Source organism: Citrobacter sp. Cpo037 (genome assembly GCF_030332945.1).
Lineage (GTDB): Bacteria > Pseudomonadota > Gammaproteobacteria > Enterobacterales > Enterobacteriaceae > Citrobacter > Citrobacter portucalensis.
Genome location: NZ_JAOWGW010000063.1, coordinates 132632 through 151130, shown reverse-complemented (window position 1 = coordinate 151130; position 18499 = coordinate 132632). Strand labels below are relative to the sequence as shown.

The 18499-nt window shown below is 52.3% G+C and carries 21 protein-coding genes; 16 read left to right on the top strand and 5 right to left on the bottom strand.

Annotation, left to right across the window (positions count from 1 at the left end; genetic code table 11):
• Positions 1–5 precede the first annotated feature (5 nt).
• Complete coding sequence (locus OGX94_RS13855) at positions 6–983, bottom strand: calcium/sodium antiporter (protein ID WP_003828751.1); 978 nt, start codon at positions 981–983, stop codon at positions 6–8.
• A gap of 215 nt (positions 984–1198) precedes the next feature.
• Between OGX94_RS13855 and mlaF the strand changes: the two genes are divergently transcribed.
• The 7 genes from mlaF to murA all read left to right on the top strand — a co-directional run bounded on the left by mlaF (position 1199) and on the right by murA (position 6047).
• Positions 1199–2011, top strand: coding sequence for a phospholipid ABC transporter ATP-binding protein MlaF (mlaF, locus tag OGX94_RS13850; protein ID WP_003828749.1), 813 nt, complete (start codon positions 1199–1201; stop codon positions 2009–2011).
• Positions 2012–2018: 7 nt separating this feature from the next.
• Positions 2019–2801: a lipid asymmetry maintenance ABC transporter permease subunit MlaE gene (mlaE, locus tag OGX94_RS13845; protein WP_003025053.1), complete on the top strand. Its 783-nt coding sequence runs from the start codon at positions 2019–2021 to the stop codon at positions 2799–2801.
• A gap of 4 nt (positions 2802–2805) precedes the next feature.
• The gene (gene mlaD, locus OGX94_RS13840; RefSeq protein WP_003828747.1) at positions 2806–3363 is read left to right on the top strand and encodes an outer membrane lipid asymmetry maintenance protein MlaD; all 558 of its coding nucleotides are present in this window, start codon (positions 2806–2808) and stop codon (positions 3361–3363) included.
• Positions 3364–3381: 18 nt separating this feature from the next.
• On the top strand, positions 3382–4017 hold the full coding sequence (gene mlaC / locus OGX94_RS13835) for a phospholipid-binding protein MlaC (RefSeq protein ID WP_003025047.1): 636 nt from the start codon (positions 3382–3384) through the stop codon (positions 4015–4017).
• Complete coding sequence (gene mlaB, locus OGX94_RS13830; protein ID WP_003025045.1) at positions 4017–4310, top strand: lipid asymmetry maintenance protein MlaB; 294 nt, start codon at positions 4017–4019, stop codon at positions 4308–4310. Before mlaC ends, mlaB begins: the two co-directional genes overlap by 1 nt.
• Positions 4311–4479: 169 nt before the next feature.
• Complete coding sequence (ibaG, locus tag OGX94_RS13825; RefSeq protein WP_003025040.1) at positions 4480–4734, top strand: BolA family iron metabolism protein IbaG; 255 nt, start codon at positions 4480–4482, stop codon at positions 4732–4734.
• A gap of 53 nt (positions 4735–4787) precedes the next feature.
• Positions 4788–6047 carry a UDP-N-acetylglucosamine 1-carboxyvinyltransferase gene (gene murA / locus OGX94_RS13820; RefSeq protein WP_003828741.1) on the top strand — a complete coding sequence of 420 codons (1260 nt, stop codon included), beginning with the start codon at positions 4788–4790 and terminating at the stop codon, positions 6045–6047.
• 56 nt (positions 6048–6103) lie between these two features.
• Here murA and sfsB read toward each other — a convergent pair whose 3' ends face one another.
• Both sfsB and ispB read right to left on the bottom strand, forming a co-directional pair.
• Positions 6104–6388 (bottom strand): DNA-binding transcriptional regulator SfsB, encoded by a 285-nt coding sequence (sfsB, locus tag OGX94_RS13815; protein WP_063941611.1) that lies wholly within the window; start codon positions 6386–6388, stop codon positions 6104–6106.
• Between the two features lie 221 nt (positions 6389–6609).
• On the bottom strand, positions 6610–7581 hold the full coding sequence (gene ispB / locus OGX94_RS13810) for an octaprenyl diphosphate synthase (protein WP_003025033.1): 972 nt from the start codon (positions 7579–7581) through the stop codon (positions 6610–6612).
• 258 nt (positions 7582–7839) lie between these two features.
• Here ispB and rplU point away from each other — a divergent pair, with 258 nt between their 5' ends.
• From rplU to cgtA, 4 genes are all read left to right on the top strand, one after another.
• Complete coding sequence (gene rplU / locus OGX94_RS13805) at positions 7840–8151, top strand: 50S ribosomal protein L21 (RefSeq protein ID WP_003025032.1); 312 nt, start codon at positions 7840–7842, stop codon at positions 8149–8151.
• A 19-nt stretch (positions 8152–8170) separates the two neighbouring features.
• Entirely contained in the window at positions 8171–8428 is a 258-nt protein-coding gene (gene rpmA / locus OGX94_RS13800) for a 50S ribosomal protein L27 (RefSeq protein ID WP_003025030.1), read from the top strand.
• 125 nt (positions 8429–8553) lie between these two features.
• Positions 8554–9519, top strand: coding sequence for a DMT family transporter (locus OGX94_RS13795; RefSeq protein WP_174328906.1), 966 nt, complete (start codon positions 8554–8556; stop codon positions 9517–9519).
• Between the two features lie 15 nt (positions 9520–9534).
• A complete protein-coding gene (cgtA, locus tag OGX94_RS13790) occupies positions 9535–10707 on the top strand; it encodes an Obg family GTPase CgtA (protein WP_003828732.1) in 1173 nt (390 codons plus the stop codon).
• A gap of 105 nt (positions 10708–10812) precedes the next feature.
• Here the strand turns inward: cgtA and dacB are convergent, their stop codons facing one another.
• Positions 10813–12246: a serine-type D-Ala-D-Ala carboxypeptidase gene (dacB, locus tag OGX94_RS13785; RefSeq protein WP_257662136.1), complete on the bottom strand. Its 1434-nt coding sequence runs from the start codon at positions 12244–12246 to the stop codon at positions 10813–10815.
• A gap of 248 nt (positions 12247–12494) precedes the next feature.
• Here dacB and greA point away from each other — a divergent pair, with 248 nt between their 5' ends.
• Positions 12495–12971, top strand: coding sequence for a transcription elongation factor GreA (greA, locus tag OGX94_RS13780; RefSeq protein ID WP_003025019.1), 477 nt, complete (start codon positions 12495–12497; stop codon positions 12969–12971).
• 153 nt (positions 12972–13124) lie between these two features.
• On the opposite strand, the gene yhbY is transcribed toward greA, so the two are convergent.
• Entirely contained in the window at positions 13125–13418 is a 294-nt protein-coding gene (yhbY, locus tag OGX94_RS13775; protein ID WP_003025016.1) for a ribosome assembly RNA-binding protein YhbY, read from the bottom strand.
• A 125-nt stretch (positions 13419–13543) separates the two neighbouring features.
• On the opposite strand from yhbY, the gene rlmE reads away from it, so the two are divergent.
• The 4 genes from rlmE to glmM all read left to right on the top strand — a co-directional run bounded on the left by rlmE (position 13544) and on the right by glmM (position 18484).
• Positions 13544–14173, top strand: a complete 630-nt coding sequence (gene rlmE / locus OGX94_RS13770; protein ID WP_003025015.1) for a 23S rRNA (uridine(2552)-2'-O)-methyltransferase RlmE — start codon at positions 13544–13546, stop codon at positions 14171–14173.
• A 99-nt stretch (positions 14174–14272) separates the two neighbouring features.
• Positions 14273–16207 (top strand): ATP-dependent zinc metalloprotease FtsH, encoded by a 1935-nt coding sequence (gene ftsH / locus OGX94_RS13765; RefSeq protein ID WP_003025013.1) that lies wholly within the window; start codon positions 14273–14275, stop codon positions 16205–16207.
• 98 nt (positions 16208–16305) lie between these two features.
• A complete protein-coding gene (gene folP / locus OGX94_RS13760) occupies positions 16306–17154 on the top strand; it encodes a dihydropteroate synthase (protein WP_048225717.1) in 849 nt (282 codons plus the stop codon).
• Positions 17147–18484, top strand: a complete 1338-nt coding sequence (gene glmM / locus OGX94_RS13755; RefSeq protein ID WP_008785919.1) for a phosphoglucosamine mutase — start codon at positions 17147–17149, stop codon at positions 18482–18484. The genes folP and glmM overlap by 8 nt, the downstream gene beginning before the upstream one ends.
• Positions 18485–18499 lie beyond the last annotated feature (15 nt).

The following is an 18499-nucleotide window of genomic DNA, read 5'->3' as shown; positions in this document are numbered from 1 at the left end:
TCCAGTTATCCAACGAGAAGTGGCGATAACCAATACAGCATCGCCAGCCATATGATAAAACCGCCGGTCAGCAGCGCACCTGCGCCGCGACCAATCTGGCGCGGACGTCGCCAGCAGAGTAGTGCAAAAATCACGCTCACCAGCAGCATGACGCTATAGTCACGGGTGAAGGCCATTGGATTGACTTCACCCGGCGTAATCAGCGCCGGTAGCCCGAGGACGATAACGATATTAAAAATGTTTGCGCCGATAATGTTACCGACGGCAATATCGTTTTCACCTTTACGCAGACCCGCAATCGCTGTTGCCAGCTCCGGCAGGCTGGTACCAATGGCGACCACAGTTAGCCCGATAGTAAGTTCGCTCATGGCGAAATAGTTCGCCAGCACGGTAGCGTTATCCACCACCATACGTGTTGCCATTGGCATAATAATCAGCGCAATGCCCAGCCACAAAAACGCGACAGGTAACCCGCCTTCACGCGGTAGCTCAGCTATCTGCTCACGTGTCAGGCTGTCATTGCCTTGTCGCTCGGCCAGACGGGCGATTTTAACAATGAATAGCAGCCATAGCACGGCCAGAAGCAGAAGAAAGAAACCGTCGCTGCGGCTTAACTGTCCGTCATACAGGACGGATGCAGCTAAAATACTTACCAGCAACATTAGCGGTAATTCACGACGCAGAACATCAGAATGCACGGTAAAAGGATGAATCAGCGCCGACAGGCCTAAAATAAGCAGAATGTTGGTGATGTTAGAACCTATGGCGGTCCCGACAGCCAGATCGAGTTGCCCATTCATCGATGCGGCAACGGAGACAATTATTTCGGGTAACGACGTACCCATGCTGACCACGGTCATTCCGATGATAATGGGAGGAATACCGAAATTTCGACATAAAATGGATGCGGCAAATACCAGACGGTCGGCACCGTAGACCACCAGAAGTAAACCAATTATTAACAGCGCCGTCGCTAAAAGCATCTAAAGTCCTTTCTTCAGGTATACTCGCCGGTCCACTTGAAGGATCTTCTGGAAGCCGTAACGAAGTCTTAATTTTGACTTTATGCGGCTAAAAAGTAAAACAAATGCCAGCTTTCGCTAACCAGGACAGGCAATAATCTGTAAATATGTTGGGTTCAGGGCTAAATTGAGCGCCAAACTCTTCGATCAACGAGGCAATAGTAAAGGATGAATCAATGGGTCAGTCTGTGGCGAATCTAGTCGATATGCGCGATGTCAGCTTTTCCCGGGGTGACCGCTGCATCTTTGATAATATTTCCCTGACGGTACCGCGCGGTAAGGTGACGGCGATCATGGGGCCATCAGGCATCGGCAAAACGACGCTGTTGCGTCTGATTGGCGGACAGATCCCCCCGGATAAGGGCGAGATCCTGTTTGACGGAGAGAACGTCCCGGCCATGTCCCGTTCGCGTTTATTTACCGTGCGTAAGCGCATGAGTATGCTGTTTCAGTCTGGTGCGCTATTTACCGACATGAATGTTTTTGACAACGTCGCGTACCCTCTGCGCGAGCATACGACGTTGCCAGCGCCGTTGCTGAAGAGCACGGTGATGATGAAGCTCGAGGCCGTCGGCCTGCGGGGTGCGGCCAAATTAATGCCTTCTGAATTATCCGGTGGGATGGCGCGTCGCGCCGCGTTAGCACGTGCTATCGCGCTGGAGCCAGACCTCATCATGTTTGATGAGCCGTTCGTCGGCCAGGATCCCATCACCATGGGCGTTCTGGTGAAGCTAATTTCAGAACTGAACAGCGCGCTGGGCGTCACCTGTGTGGTGGTATCCCATGATGTGCCTGAGGTACTGAGTATTGCGGATTACGCCTATATAATGGCGGACAAAAAAATAGTGGCCTACGGTAGTGCTCAGGCGCTACAAGAAAATGCCGATCCGCGCGTACGCCAGTTCCTTGACGGCATTGCCGATGGACCGGTTCCGTTCCGTTACCCGGCGGGCGACTACCACATCGATTTACTCAAAACAGGGAGTTAAGCCACCCATGTTGTTAAATGCGCTGGCATCACTCGGACATCGGGGAATAAAAACCCTCAGGACGTTCGGGCGAGCCGGATTAATGTTGTTCAATGCGGTTGTCGGCAAGCCGGAGTTTCGCAAACATGCGCCGCTGCTGATACGCCAGCTCTATAATGTCGGTGTCTTATCGATGCTGATCATTATTGTTTCTGGCGTGTTCATCGGTATGGTGCTGGGGTTGCAGGGATACCTGGTGCTGACGACTTACAGCGCGGAAACCAGCCTCGGTATGCTGGTGGCACTGTCATTGTTACGTGAGCTGGGACCGGTTGTTGCGGCGCTGCTGTTTGCCGGGCGGGCCGGGTCGGCCTTAACCGCAGAAATTGGCCTGATGCGGGCGACCGAACAGCTTTCCAGTCTGGAAATGATGGCCGTCGATCCACTGCGCCGGGTGATTTCCCCACGTTTTTGGGCCGGTGTTATTTCATTGCCGCTGCTGACGATTATTTTTGTCGCAGTCGGGATCTGGGGTGGTTCACTGGTTGGCGTAAGCTGGAAGGGGATTGATGCGGGCTTTTTCTGGTCGGCTATGCAAAATGCCGTCGACTGGCGTCTGGACCTGGTCAACTGTCTGATTAAGAGCGTGGTGTTCGCCATTACGGTCACATGGATTGCATTGTTCAATGGTTATGATGCGATCCCGACCTCTGCCGGGATTAGCCGGGCAACGACACGCACCGTTGTGCACGCCTCTCTTGCCGTTCTGGGGCTGGATTTTGTGCTGACCGCACTGATGTTTGGGAATTGAGTTCATGCAAACGAAAAAAAATGAAATTTGGGTCGGGTTATTCTTGCTGGTTGCGCTGCTGGCAGCGCTGTTTGTGTGCCTGAAGGCAGCGAACGTCACCTCAATGCGTACTGAGCCGACTTACACGATTTATGCGACCTTTGATAATATCGGCGGCCTGAGAGAGCGTTCTCCGGTGCGGATTGGCGGGGTGGTAGTTGGACGCGTATCGGACATCTCGTTAGATCCGAAAACGTACCTGCCGCGCGTGACGCTGGAAATCGAATCGCGTTTTAACCATATTCCTGACACCAGTTCTCTGAGCATCCGTACTTCCGGTCTGCTGGGCGAACAGTATCTGGCATTGAACGTGGGTTTTGAAGATCCTGAGCTGGGAACGTCTATCCTCAAAGATGGCGGTACGATTCAGGACACGAAATCCGCGATGGTGCTGGAAGATATGATTGGTCAGTTCCTTTACAACAGCAACAGTAAAGGTGATGACAATAAGAATTCTGGCGATGCGCCAGCCGCAACTGACGGCAATAATGAAGCCACTACGCCTGCGGGCGCAACGAAATAATCTCAGGAGAATCGACGTATGTTTAAACGATTGATGATGGTGGCTATGCTGGTGATTGCTCCACTTAGCGCGGCAACCGCAGCAGACCAGACTAACCCGTACAAACTGATGGATGAGGCGGCGCAGAAGACCTTTGACCGTCTGAAAAACGAGCAACCAAAAATCCGTTCCAACCCCGATTACCTGCGTCAGGTCGTCGATCAGGAACTGCTGCCTTATGTGCAGGTTAAGTATGCCGGTGCGCTGGTGCTGGGCCGTTACTACAAAGATGCGACTCCTGCCCAACGTGAAGCCTATTTTGCCGCATTCCGTGAATATCTGAAGCAGGCTTACGGCCAGGCACTGGCGATGTACCACGGCCAAACCTATCAGATTGCCCCTGAACAACCGCTGGGTGATGCGACTATCGTACCTATCCGCGTAACCATCATCGATCCAAACGGTCGTCCTCCGGTACGTCTGGATTTCCAGTGGCGTAAAAACTCCCAGACCGGTAACTGGCAGGCGTATGACATGATCGCCGAAGGCGTAAGTATGATCACCACCAAACAAAATGAGTGGAGCGACCTGCTGCGTACCAAAGGTATTGATGGCCTGACGGCGCAGCTGAAATCTATTTCTCAGCAGAAAATCACTCTGGAAGAGAAAAAATAATGACGCAGTCACTCACCTGGACGCGCGAAGGCGACAAGCTGGTGCTGGTGGGAGAGCTGGATCAGGACGTGTTAAATCCCTTATGGGATGCGCGAATTGAGGCGATGAAAGGGGTATCCTGCATCGACCTGAACCAGGTATCCCGGGTAGATACCGGCGGTTTGGCGTTACTGTTGCATCTGATTAATCAAGGCAAGCAGCAGGGAAATAGCGTTTCGCTCACTGGCGTTAACGATAAAGTGTACACGCTGGCGCAGCTTTACAATCTGCCTGACGACGTCCTTCCGCGTTAATTTTTCCAGGCCGGATAAGGTCTTGTGCCGCTATCCGGCAAAACCCCTGAGGGGGATCTGCCACTAAAGCCTTGTCTGATTTATCAGCGAGGCTTTTTGCTTATTTATGACAGCGCCACTTTGCTCTAAGATGTTGGGCTGTTTTCACTATCTGACGAATGAAGAGCCCATGGAAAATAATGAAATTCAGAGCGTGCTGATGAATGCACTCTCCCTCCAGGAAGTCCACGTTTCTGGCGACGGCAGTCACTTTCAGGTTATTGCCGTGGGTGAGATGTTTGAAGGCATGAGCCGGGTCAAGAAGCAGCAATCGGTCTATGGCCCGTTGATGGAGTACATTGCGGACAACCGCATTCATGCCGTGTCGATTAAGGCGTTTACCCCAGCGGAATGGGCGCGCGATCGCAAACTTAACGGTTTTTGAGCTACGGGTGATGTACCGGTAGCGAAGATAAATTCTTAACAGAGAACAGAATAATGGATAAATTTCGTGTTCAGGGGCCAACCAAGCTCCAGGGCGAAGTCACAATTTCAGGCGCTAAAAATGCCGCACTGCCGATCCTGTTTGCGGCGCTGCTGGCTGAAGAACCTGTAGAGATCCAAAACGTCCCGAAACTGAAGGACGTTGACACCTCGATGAAGCTGCTGAGCCAGCTGGGTGCGAAAGTTGAGCGTAATGGTTCCGTGCACATTGATGCGCGTGATGTGAACGTCTTCTGTGCGCCGTACGATCTGGTGAAAACCATGCGTGCATCCATCTGGGCGCTCGGGCCGCTGGTTGCCCGCTTTGGTCAGGGCCAGGTATCACTGCCGGGCGGCTGCACCATCGGTGCACGTCCGGTTGACCTGCACATTACCGGCCTGGAGCAGTTAGGCGCGACTATTAAGCTGGAAGAAGGCTATGTGAAGGCGTCCGTTGATGGCCGTCTGAAAGGCGCGCATATCGTCATGGACAAAGTGAGCGTCGGTGCGACGGTCACCATTATGTGCGCAGCAACGCTTGCCGAAGGCACCACCGTCATCGAAAACGCCGCGCGCGAGCCGGAGATTGTGGATACCGCGAACTTCCTGATTGCGCTGGGCGCGAAGATCACGGGTCAGGGCACCGACCGTATTACCATCGAAGGCGTTGAGCGTCTCGGCGGTGGTGTTTATCGCGTTCTGCCAGATCGTATCGAAACCGGTACCTTCCTGGTGGCGGCGGCAATTTCTCGCGGCAAAATTATCTGCCGTAATGCACAGCCGGACACGCTGGATGCCGTTCTGGCGAAGCTGCGTGATGCGGGTGCGGATATTGAAGTTGGCGACGACTGGATAAGCCTCGATATGCACGGTAAACGTCCGAAAGCGGTCAATGTGCGTACTGCACCGCATCCGGCATTCCCAACTGATATGCAGGCCCAGTTCACGCTGCTGAACCTGGTAGCTGAAGGAACCGGCTTCATCACGGAGACCGTGTTTGAGAACCGCTTTATGCACGTGCCTGAGCTGAGCCGTATGGGTGCTCACGCAGAAATCGAAAGCAATACCGTGATTTGCCACGGCGTGGAAACGCTCTCTGGCGCACAGGTTATGGCGACTGATCTGCGCGCATCTGCAAGCCTGGTGCTGGCAGGTTGTATTGCTGAAGGTACGACGGTAGTCGATCGTATTTATCACATCGATCGCGGCTATGAGCGCATCGAAGATAAACTGCGTGCGCTGGGCGCAAACATTGAGCGCGTGAAAGGCGAGTAATCGTCAACGTCTCTTTTAACCCCTGGTTCTGCGAACCGGGGGTTACAGCTCAATGTTCATTCCGGATTCTTTTTCTCTTTGCGACTCCTCATCATCCGCGTTCTGTCGATGAACTCATGCGTTTTGGCATCGTGATAGCGTGACGGCCAAATTACCCAGGGGTCAGTTCCCAGCGCCTGGGCGATTATCAACTCACCTTTTGGCCATGGTCTCGTTAACGCATTTGCCAGCGTTGATGAACTCAATCCATTTTTACGTGATTCAGCGGCCATTGAGGTCCCTTTCTTGCGCAGTCCGGCGATGATGTCGGCCGGATGCCAGTCAATCAGCTTGCTTTCCATAAATTCATCTCTCCTTTGGTTAACGACTTACGGTTCCACGATCGGTTGTGCCGACACTATAACGCCCGAAGAGTGAATGTTCTAAAATGTTCATGTAAAGTGTGTGTATATTCAGAATATGCCAAGATTCTGCGTGATTTTCTGGAGAGGAGGAAATGCTTACTGGAGCTTATAAGAAAATCCCGTGCAGGGCACGGGATGAGAGAGGATGCAGTAGGGAATTAACGGTCGCGCTGTACGGCAATATGTGCCAGACCAATCAGCGCTTCTCTCCACGGTGTATCAGGCAGCACCTGCAGCGCAGCGATGGCCTTATCAGCCTCTTCTTCTGCACGTTGGCGAGTCCATTCCAGGGAGCCACAGGCGTTCATCGCTTCCAGAACCGGCTCCAGAAGGTGACGACCATTACCTTGCTCAATGGCCTGGCGGATCATTTGCGCTTGTTCTGGGGTACCATGGCGCATGGCATGCAGCAGCGGCAGCGTTGGTTTACCCTCGTTGAGGTCATCGCCGACGTTTTTACCCAGTTGCTCGCCATCTGCGCTGTAATCCAGCAAATCGTCAATTAACTGGAAAGCGGTACCGAGATAACGGCCATAATCCTGCAACCCTTTTTCTTGTTCTTCGCTACAGCCAGCCAGAATACCTGAACATTGGGCTGCCGCTTCAAACAAACGCGCGGTCTTACTGTAGATGACGCGCATATAGTTTTCTTCGGTGATGTCCGGGTCGTTGACGTTCATCAACTGCAAGACTTCACCTTCGGCGATGACGTTGACTGCTTTCGACATGACTTCCAGCACTTTCAACGAGCCAAGGCTGGTCATCATCTGAAATGCGCGGGTATAGATAAAATCGCCAACCAGCACGCTGGCCGCATTACCAAACGCCGCATTTGCCGTAGCTTTCCCACGGCGCATGTCTGACTCATCCACAACATCGTCGTGCAGCAGGGTCGCGGTGTGGATAAACTCGATGAGGGCCGCGATCGTAACGTGCGCATTTTCCTGGTAACCAACGGCCCGCGCTGCGAGGACGGCGATCATTGGGCGAATGCGTTTTCCGCCGCCGCTAACGATGTAGTACCCCAGTTGATTGATCAACTGAACGTCGGAATTGAGCTGTTCAAGGATTGTCGCATTGACCCCCGCCATATCTTGCGCGGTTAACTCATTGATTTTTTCTAAATTCATCGCAAAAGCCGGGCTTCTCGCCCCGATTACCTTACTGTGTGGGAAGGTAACGTCGGGTTTAGGGTTATAAATATATGCTGATTGTACTGAAAAAACGCCGTAGATAAACGTTACCGTACGTGTTGTGTTTTTTTTCTTCATGTATTGACGGTAGCACTTGTCAAAGGCTCGCGTTTTGCGTAATATTCGCGCCCTATTGTGAATATTTATAGCGCACTCTGAATCATCAAAAAGGTGTGCGCGGAAGCGGAGTTTTTTATGTACGCGGTTTTCCAAAGTGGTGGTAAACAACACCGAGTAAGCGAAGGTCAGACCGTTCGCCTGGAAAAGCTGGACATCGCAACTGGCGAATCTGTTGAATTCGCAGAAGTTCTGATGATCGCAAACGGTGAAGAAGTCAAAATCGGCGTTCCTTTCGTTGATGGCGGCGTTATCAAAGCTGAAGTCGTTGCTCACGGTCGTGGCGAGAAAGTTAAAATTGTTAAGTTTCGTCGTCGTAAACACTACCGTAAGCAGCAGGGCCATCGTCAGTGGTTCACTGATGTGAAAATCACTGGCATCAGCGCTTAAGTTAAGGGGAGCAGATTAAATGGCACATAAAAAGGCTGGCGGCTCGACTCGTAACGGTCGCGATTCAGAAGCTAAACGTCTGGGCGTAAAACGCTTCGGCGGTGAAACAGTTCTGGCTGGTAGCATCATCGTTCGTCAACGTGGTACTAAATTCCACGCTGGCTCCAACGTTGGTTGCGGCAAAGACCACACTCTGTTTGCTAAAGCAGACGGTAAAGTGAAATTTGAAGTGAAAGGCCCGAAAAACCGTAAATTCATCAGCATCGTTGCTGAATAAGTTTTTCGCGTCCCGGTAACGGATAAAAGCCCCGCAACACGTTGCGGGGCTTTTTACATTCGACGGCCGGTAAATACGCTCGTCGCGCCGACAACCCGGAAACGAGCCCTTGCAGGGAATACGGCATGAAGCAGCAGGCAGGCATTGGTATTCTGTTAGCACTCACAACGGCAGTATGTTGGGGCGCTTTGCCAATAGCAATGAAGCAAGTGCTGGAGGTGATGGAGCCTCCTACCGTGGTGTTCTACCGTTTTTTAATGGCAAGCGTTGGCCTTGGCGCTATTCTTGCGGTTAAAAAAAAGCTCCCTCCGCTGCGTATTTTTCGCAAAGCGCGCTGGCTGGTGTTGCTGGCTATCGCAACCGGTGGGCTGTTCGGTAACTTCATTCTGTTTAGTTCATCCTTGCAGTATTTGAGCCCAACGGCTTCGCAGGTTATCGGCCAGCTGTCACCGGTTGGTATGATGATCGCCAGCGTCTTTATCCTGAAAGAAAAGATGCGCGGCACGCAGGTTATTGGCGCCATTATGCTTCTGAGCGGCCTGGTTCTGTTTTTTAATACCAGTCTGATCGAAATTTTTACCCGACTCACCGATTACACCTGGGGCGTTATCTTTGGTGTCGGTGCGGCGATGGTCTGGGTGAGCTATGGGGTCGCGCAAAAGGTGTTATTGCGCCGCCTGGCATCACCGCAGATCCTGTTTTTACTGTACACTTTATGTACGATGGCGTTGTTGCCGCTGGCTAAACCCGGTGTCATCACGCAACTCAGCGACTGGCAGCTGGCATGCCTGGTATTCTGCGGCCTGAATACGCTGGTAGGATACGGCGCTCTCGCGGAAGCGATGGCGCGTTGGCAGGCGGCTCAGGTGAGCGCTATTATCACGCTCACACCGCTGTTTACGTTGTTATTTTCAGATTTATTATCACTGGCCTGGCCCGATTTCTTCGCCAGACCGATGCTAAACCTATTAGGTTATCTCGGTGCGTTTATCGTGGTTGCGGGCGCGATGTATTCCGCCATTGGTCATCGAATTTGGGGCGGTTTACGTAAGCATGAAACGGTGGTTTCGCAACCCCGATCAGGCGAATGATTTACGGAGAGTAAAATGAAGTTTGTTGATGAAGCATCGATTCTGGTCGTTGCAGGTGATGGCGGTAATGGTTGCGTCAGCTTCCGCCGCGAAAAGTACATCCCAAAAGGCGGTCCGGACGGTGGTGATGGTGGTGACGGTGGTGACGTTTGGCTGGAAGCCGACGAAAACCTGAACACGCTGATCGATTACCGTTTTGAAAAATCATTCCGTGCGGAACGTGGTCAGAATGGCGCGAGCCGTGATTGCACCGGTAAGCGTGGCAAAGACGTTACGATTAAAGTACCTGTTGGTACGCGTGTTATCGATCAGGGCACGGGCGAAACCATGGGCGACATGACCAAACACGGTCAGCGTCTGATGGTCGCTAAAGGTGGCTGGCACGGTCTGGGCAACACCCGTTTCAAATCCTCGGTTAACCGTACTCCGCGTCAGAAAACAATGGGTACGCCGGGTGATAAGCGCGATCTGATGCTGGAGCTGATGCTGCTGGCGGACGTGGGTATGCTGGGCATGCCAAACGCCGGGAAATCGACGTTTATCCGTGCGGTGTCCGCGGCGAAGCCGAAAGTCGCTGATTATCCGTTTACCACCCTGGTGCCGAGCCTGGGCGTGGTTCGTATGGACAACGAAAAGAGCTTCGTGGTTGCCGACATTCCGGGACTGATTGAAGGCGCGGCTGAAGGCGCAGGCCTGGGTATCCGCTTCCTGAAACACCTGGAACGTTGCCGTGTACTGCTTCACCTCATCGATATCGATCCGATTGATGGCTCTGATCCAGTTGAAAACGCCCGTATCATTATTGGCGAACTGGAAAAATACAGTCAGGATTTGGCATCTAAACCGCGCTGGTTAGTGTTCAACAAAATTGATTTGATGGACAAGGCTGAAGCGGAAGAGAAAGCGAAAGCGATCGCCGAAGCGTTGGGTTGGGAAGGTAAATATTACCTGATCTCTGCCGCCAGCCAGCTGGGCGTGAAAGATCTCTGCTGGGATGTGATGACCTTTATCATTGAGAACCCGATTGTTCAGGCTGAAGAAGCGAAACAGCCAGAGAAAGTTGAGTTCATGTGGGATGATTATCACCGCCAGCAGCTCGCTGAAGTCGAAGACGAAGCGGAAGATGACTGGGATGACGATTGGGACGAAGACGACGAAGAAGGCGTTGAGTTCATCTACAAGCGTTAATCGCATTAAAAACCCCGGCCATGTTGCCGGGGTTTTTGTTTCCAGGCCTCTCTGTAGGCCGGATAAGGCACGTTAATGCCGCCATCCGACAATCAAATTACCCATTTAGTTGTTCTGATAAATATCCTTGTACAACCGGCTCTCGAAGCGCACCAACGGAATACGGCGATTACGCTGGTCAGCTGGCTCTACCGCATAACCAGATAAATACTGCACGAATGCCATGCGTTGGCCACTTGCCGTGGTGATGAAACCTGCGAGGTTATAAACCCCCTGCAGCGAGCCAGTCTTCGCCGATACTTTGCCATCCACACCAGCCTGATGCAGACCCGCACGGTATTGCAAGGAGCCGTCGTGGCCCGCCAGCGGCAGCATAGTGATAAAGTTCAGCTCGTTATCGTGTTGAGCGATATATTGCAGCACCTGCATCATGGTCGCTGGGGCAATCAGGTTATGGCGGGAGAGGCCAGAACCGTCGGCAATAATGGTGTTGCCGATATCAACGCCTGCCTGCTGACGTAAAATCTGGCGCACGGCATCAGAACCCGCCCGCCAGGTGCCCGGCACGTTAAACCGGGCATGACCAATCATACGGAAAACGGTATCGGCAATCATGTTGTCCGATTTTTTCAGCATAATCTTAAGCAGGTCATGTAGCGGCGCAGACTGTTTACTGGCGACCACCGTTCCCGGTTCGTTGACCAACGTCTGGCGCAGCAGCGTACCTCTGTAGGTGATACCTGCTTGTTTTAGCTCATCTTTGATAATTGCCCCGGCATAGCTGGCACCGTCCTGAATGGCGAACGCCAGCGGCAGCGGATCGGCTCGTTGTGGCAGGCATCCGGTCAGCGTATAGCGGTTGAGATCGCCGGGAACCACATCCAGTTCACAATATTGCGCTTCCGCAGAACCTCGGGCGAGGGTACGCACCTGACTGAACATGGTGACCGGGTAATAAGATGCCACGCGAATAAAGGCGAGATCGTTGGGTTTTTGCGCGCTGTAGAGTGAAACCGAGAAACAGTTTCTATCGACAATAGCCGCTGCGGGCGGTGCGCTAAAACACTGCGTCATATCGTTCCAGGGCCAACCGGGCGCTTTATCATGACTGGCAAAAATAGAGGTGTCGATCAGGACATTTCCGGCAATTTGCGTCACACCTGATTTTTTCAGGGTTGCCACCATATTGCGAATATCCTGGCGTTTTAGCGTCGGATCGGCACCAAATCGTGCCACTAAGTCACCTTTCAATACGCCGCCTTCCACGCTGCCTTTGGTCTCAAGCGTGGTGGTAAAACGAAAGTCAGGCCCGAGCTGAATCAATGCCGCCAGCGCGGTGATTACTTTCTGGGTGCTGGCGGGCAGCGCCATCTGCTGGCTATGAAAATCAATAGCGGGTGCAGGTGCGCCAACCTTCTGTACCATAAGGGCGAGGTTGGCCCCGGCAGGGAGCTGATTGATATACTCGTCGACGTTCGCAGCCTGAACGCTGAACGCTATACTGGCAGTCAATCCGATGGTAAATCTGGAAAATCGCATAATCTCGCGCTAACAACCTGGAAACAGGCCGTCATACTACGGCGCAACGCCCCAAAAAGTAAACGATGACCCATAAGGAACTCCAGGGTAAAATGATCATCAAATAGAGAATTGTAGCTGACCTGGGACCTTGAGCCCCGGGTCGGTATTTTTTTGCTTCTGACTCTGGCATGACACACGCCAGAGTGGGCTTAGCAGCCGGGGTGAGAGCAACTACCCCCTACAGGAATGTTCAAGAGGTATAACAAATGCAAGCTATCCCGATGACCTTACGTGGTGCTGAAAAACTGCGCGAAGAGCTGGATTTTCTGAAATCTGTGCGCCGTCCTGAAATTATTGCCGCTATCGCTGAAGCGCGTGAGCACGGTGACCTGAAAGAGAACGCGGAGTATCACGCGGCGCGCGAACAGCAGGGTTTCTGCGAAGGACGCATTAAAGATATCGAAGCTAAACTGTCCAACGCGCAGGTAATCGACGTTACTAAAATGCCGAACAATGGCCGCGTTGTTTTCGGTGCGACGGTTACCGTTCTGAATCTCGATAACGATGAAGAGCAGACATGGCGTATTGTCGGCGATGATGAAGCCGATTTTAAACAGAACCTGATTTCAGTGAACTCGCCTATCGCTCGTGGCCTTATCGGTAAAGAGCAGGATGACGTCGTGGTTATCAAAACGCCGGGCGGCGAAGTGGAATATGAAGTGACGAAGGTAGAATACCTGTAATTCGCATCTTGGTTAAGATGTTGATACATTGTAAAGAAAGGAAAAAGGCCGCATAGCGGCCTTTTATCAACGAAGAGAGCGTGGCATTTTGCTCTCCTGCTAGCGGAAAACCCCGCGTTTTACACAAACTTCGTGTGCAACTTTGGGATATTCTTAGCGTGGCAGCGAGATTTTACGTTCTTTAGTCGGGCGATACAGTACCAGCGTTTTGCCGATGACCTGTACATTGCAGGCGCCGGTTTCGCGTACGATAGCTTCCACGATCAAGGTTTTAGTATCGCGATCTTCCGAGGCGATTTTCACCTTGATAAGTTCATGGTGCTCTAACGCTTGTTCAATCTCGGCCAGTACCCCTTCGGTCAAACCATTATTGCCAAGCATAACTACAGGCTTGAGCGGATGTGCCAGACCTTTCAGGTGCTGTTTTTGTTTAGTACTCAGATTCATCGTATATTTTTGCTTACGTTGGGATTGAAAACGGGTCATTCTACCGCCATCTCCCATATATCACCAAATAGCTGTGTAGAAATTTACACCATTGGTTACGATGAACTGCCCTTTGGGAATGTGAAATGACAGGTAAAAAGCGTTCTGCCAGCTCGAGTCGCTGGCTTCAGGAACACTTTAGCGATAAATATGTTCAACAGGCACAGAAAAAGGGGTTACGTTCCCGTGCCTGGTTTAAACTTGATGAAATACAGCAAAGTGACAAAATTTTTAAACCGGGGATGACGATAGTTGATCTCGGTGCTGCACCCGGTGGCTGGTCGCAATATGCAGTTACGCAGATCGGCAACACCGGCCGCATTATCGCTTGCGATCTTTTACCTATGGATCCAATCGTTGGTGTGGACTTCCTTCAGGGCGACTTTCGTGATGAATTAGTCCTGAAAGCGTTACTTGAACGCGTAGGTGACAGTAAAGTACAAGTTGTCATGTCTGATATGGCGCCAAATATGTGTGGAACACCGGCGGTGGATATTCCCCGGGCCATGTATCTGGTAGAGCTGGCGCTTGGAATGGCTCGTGATGTATTAGCGCCAGGTGGTAGTTTTGTAGTGAAGGTGTTCCAGGGCGAAGGCTTCGATGAGTATCTAAGAGAGATTCGCTCCCTGTTTACGAAGGTCAAAGTTCGTAAGCCGGACTCTTCTCGCGCCCGTTCGCGTGAAGTGTATATTGTAGCGACCGGGCGTAAACCATAACCGGCAGATTTCAAACGAAAGTTTGAAAGAAACTGGATATAGAGTATCCTGACGCTGTTTTTAACACAGTTGTAATATGAGGTTAATCCCTTGAGTGACATGGCGAAAAACCTAATTCTCTGGCTGGTCATTGCCGTTGTGCTGATGTCAGTATTCCAGAGCTTTGGGCCCAGCGAGTCTAATGGCCGTAAGGTTGATTACTCTACCTTCCTGCAAGAGGTCAATCAGGACCAGGTTCGTGAAGCGAAGATCAACGGACGTGAGATTAACGTTACCAAGAAAGATAGTAACCGTTACACGACCTACATCCCGGTTAACGATCCGAAGCTGCTTGATAACCTGCTGACCAAAAACGTCAAGGTTGTTGGCGAACCACCTGAAGAGCCGAGCCTGCTGGCTTCTATCTTCATTTCCTGGTTCCCAATGCTGCTGCTGATTGGTGTCTGGATCTTCTTCATGCGTCAGATGCAGGGCGGTGGTGGCAAAGGTGCCATGTCGTTCGGCAAGAGCAAAGCGCGCATGCTGACGGAAGATCAGATCAAAACGACTTTTGCTGACGTTGCGGGTTGTGACGAAGCAAAAGAAGAAGTCGCTGAGCTGGTTGAGTATCTGCGCGAACCGAGCCGTTTCCAGAAACTGGGCGGTAAAATCCCGAAAGGCGTCCTGATGGTTGGTCCTCCGGGTACGGGTAAAACCCTGCTGGCGAAAGCTATCGCAGGTGAAGCGAAGGTTCCATTCTTCACAATTTCCGGTTCTGATTTCGTGGAAATGTTCGTGGGTGTCGGTGCATCTCGTGTGCGTGACATGTTCGAACAAGCCAAGAAAGCGGCACCGTGCATCATCTTCATCGATGAAATCGACGCCGTAGGTCGCCAGCGTGGTGCAGGTCTGGGCGGTGGTCACGATGAACGTGAACAGACGCTGAACCAGATGCTGGTTGAGATGGACGGCTTCGAAGGTAACGAAGGTATTATCGTTATCGCAGCAACTAACCGTCCAGACGTTCTTGACCCTGCGCTGCTGCGTCCAGGCCGTTTCGACCGTCAGGTTGTGGTTGGTCTGCCAGACGTTCGCGGTCGTGAACAGATCCTGAAAGTGCATATGCGTCGCGTACCGCTGTCTCCGGATATTGATGCGGCAATCATTGCACGTGGCACGCCTGGCTTCTCCGGTGCGGACCTCGCGAACCTGGTGAACGAAGCGGCGCTGTTTGCTGCTCGTGGCAACAAGCGCGTAGTGTCGATGGTTGAGTTCGAAAAAGCGAAAGACAAAATCATGATGGGTGCAGAACGTCGCTCCATGGTGATGACGGAAGCGCAGAAAGAATCTACCGCGTATCACGAAGCTGGCCACGCGATTATCGGTCGCCTGGTACCGGAACACGATCCGGTGCACAAAGTAACGATTATCCCGCGCGGTCGTGCGCTGGGTGTGACCTTCTTCCTGCCTGAAGGCGACGCAATCAGCGCCAGCCGTCAGAAACTGGAAAGTCAGATCTCCACACTGTACGGTGGCCGTCTGGCGGAAGAGATCATCTACGGTGCTGAACATGTTTCTACCGGTGCGTCGAACGACATTAAAGTCGCGACTAACCTGGCGCGTAACATGGTTACTCAGTGGGGCTTCTCCGATAAACTCGGTCCGTTGCTGTACGCTGAAGAAGAAGGCGAAGTGTTCCTGGGACGTTCTGTGGCGAAAGCGAAACACATGTCCGATGAAACCGCTCGCATTATCGATCAGGAAGTTAAACTGCTGATTGAGCGTAACTATGACCGTGCACGTCGTTTGCTTAACGAAAACATGGACATTCTGCACTCGATGAAAGATGCGCTCATGAAATATGAGACCATCGATGCGCCGCAGATTGACGATCTGATGGCTCGCCGCGATGTGCGTCCGCCAGCGGGTTGGGAAGAACCGGGTTCTTCTAATAACAACTCTGGCAGCACCGGCAAGCCGAGTGCACCGCGTCCGGTTGATGAACCGCGTGCGCCGGACTCTGGCACTATGTCAGAGCAACTGGGCGACAAATAAGTTATCGTTGATGATGACCGTGTTTTAATTGAAAACCCTGGGGCTTGCTCCGGGGTTTTTCTTATCTGCATATTCAAGATTTTACCAGGGATAAAACTATGAAACTCTTTGCTCAGGGTTCTTCACTGGATCTCAGCCATCCGCACGTCATGGGGATTTTGAACGTCACGCCAGATTCTTTTTCCGATGGCGGAGCGCACAACTCTCTGGTTGAGGCGGTAAAACACGCAAACCTGATGATTAACGCCGGGGCGACTATCATTGATGTGGGCGGTGAGTCCACGCGTCCGGGCGCGGCTGATGTGAGTGTGGAAGAGGAGTTGCAGCGAGTGATCCCAGTGGTCGAGGCGATTGCTCAGCGTTTTGAAGTGTGGATTTCGGTCGATACCTCAAAACCCGAAGTGATTCGCGAATGTGCCAGAGTTGGCGCGCATATCATCAATGATATTCGCTCACTCTCGGAGCCTGGAGCGCTGGAAGCCGCTGCGGAGACCGGATTGCCGGTTTGCCTGATGCATATGCAGGGGCAGCCGAAAACCATGCAGGAAGCACCAAAGTATGAGGATGTTTTTGCTGAGGTAAACCGTTACTTTGTTGAGCAAATAGCACGTTGCGAGCGGGCTGGAATCACAAAAGATAAATTGTTGCTCGACCCCGGATTCGGATTCGGTAAAAATCTCACTCACAACTACACATTACTGGCACGTTTGTCTGAGTTTCATCATTTTAATCTGCCATTGCTGGTTGGGATGTCACGAAAATCAATGGTTGGCCAGTTACTGAATGTGGGGCCATCTGAACGCCTGAGCGGTAGCCTTGCGTGCGCGGTGATTGCCGCAATGCAGGGGGCGCAGATCGTTCGTGTCCATGACGTCAAAGAAACCGTAGAAGCGATGCGTGTGGTGGAAGCCACATTGTCTGCAAAGGAAAAAAAACGCTATGAGTAATCGTAAATATTTTGGCACTGATGGGATCCGCGGTCGCGTAGGCGATGCCCCAATTACTCCTGACTTTGTGCTCAAGCTGGGCTGGGCTGCAGGGAAAGTGCTTGCTCGTCATGGTTCACGTAAAATTATTATCGGTAAAGATACGCGTATTTCCGGCTATATGCTGGAGTCTGCGCTGGAAGCGGGCCTGGCTGCCGCCGGACTCTCAGCCTCATTCACAGGGCCAATGCCAACACCCGCCGTTGCGTATCTGACGCGCGCCTTCCGTGCTGAGGCCGGGATTGTTATCTCCGCTTCGCACAACCCGTACTATGACAACGGGATTAAATTCTTCTCTACCGACGGGACTAAACTGCCGGATGCAGTGGAAGAAGCCATTGAAGCCGAGATGGAAAAAGCGATCACCTGCGTGGATTCCGCTGAACTGGGTAAAGCCACACGTATCGTTGATGCTGCCGGTCGCTATATCGAGTTTTGCAAAGGCACCTTCCCGAACGAATTGAGCCTGAATGAGCTTAAAATTGTGGTGGATTGCGCTAACGGTGCGACGTACCACATTGCGCCAAATGTACTGCGTGAACTGGGTGCAAACGTGATTGCCATTGGCTGTGAGCCAAACGGTGTGAATATCAATGAAGAAGTCGGTGCCACCGACGTCCGTGCCCTGCAGGCGCGCGTGATTGCGGAAAAAGCCGATCTGGGTATTGCGCTGGATGGCGATGGCGACCGCGTCATTATGGTTGACCACGAAGGTAATAAGGTCGATGGCGATCAGATCATGTACATCATCGCCCGTGAAGCCCTGCGTCAGGGTCAGCTGCGCGGTGGCGCGGTAGGTACGCTGATGAGCAACATGGGCCTCGAGCTGGCGCTGAAACAGCTGGGTATTCCGTTTGCCCGTGCAAAAGTTGGCGACCGTTATGTGCTGGAAAAAATGCAGGAAAAAGGCTGGCGTATCGGTGCCGAAAACTCTGGTCATGTGATCCTGCTGGACAAAACCACCACTGGTGACGGCATCGTGGCGGGCCTGCAGGTGCTGGCGGCGATGGTGCGCAACCATATGAGCTTGCACGACCTGTGCAGCGGCATGAAAATGTTCCCACAGCTGCTGGTTAACGTACGATATACAGCAGGTAGCGGCGATCCGCTGGAACATGAAAACGTGAAAGCGGTGATGGCGGAAGTGGAAGCGGCGCTGGGTAACCGTGGACGCGTCCTGCTGCGTAAGTCTGGTACCGAACCGTTAATTCGTGTGATGGTTGAAGGTGAAGACGAAGCGCAGGTGACTGAATTCGCCCACCGTATTGCCGATGCTGTGAAAGCGGCGTAATTCCGAAGAAAGTGA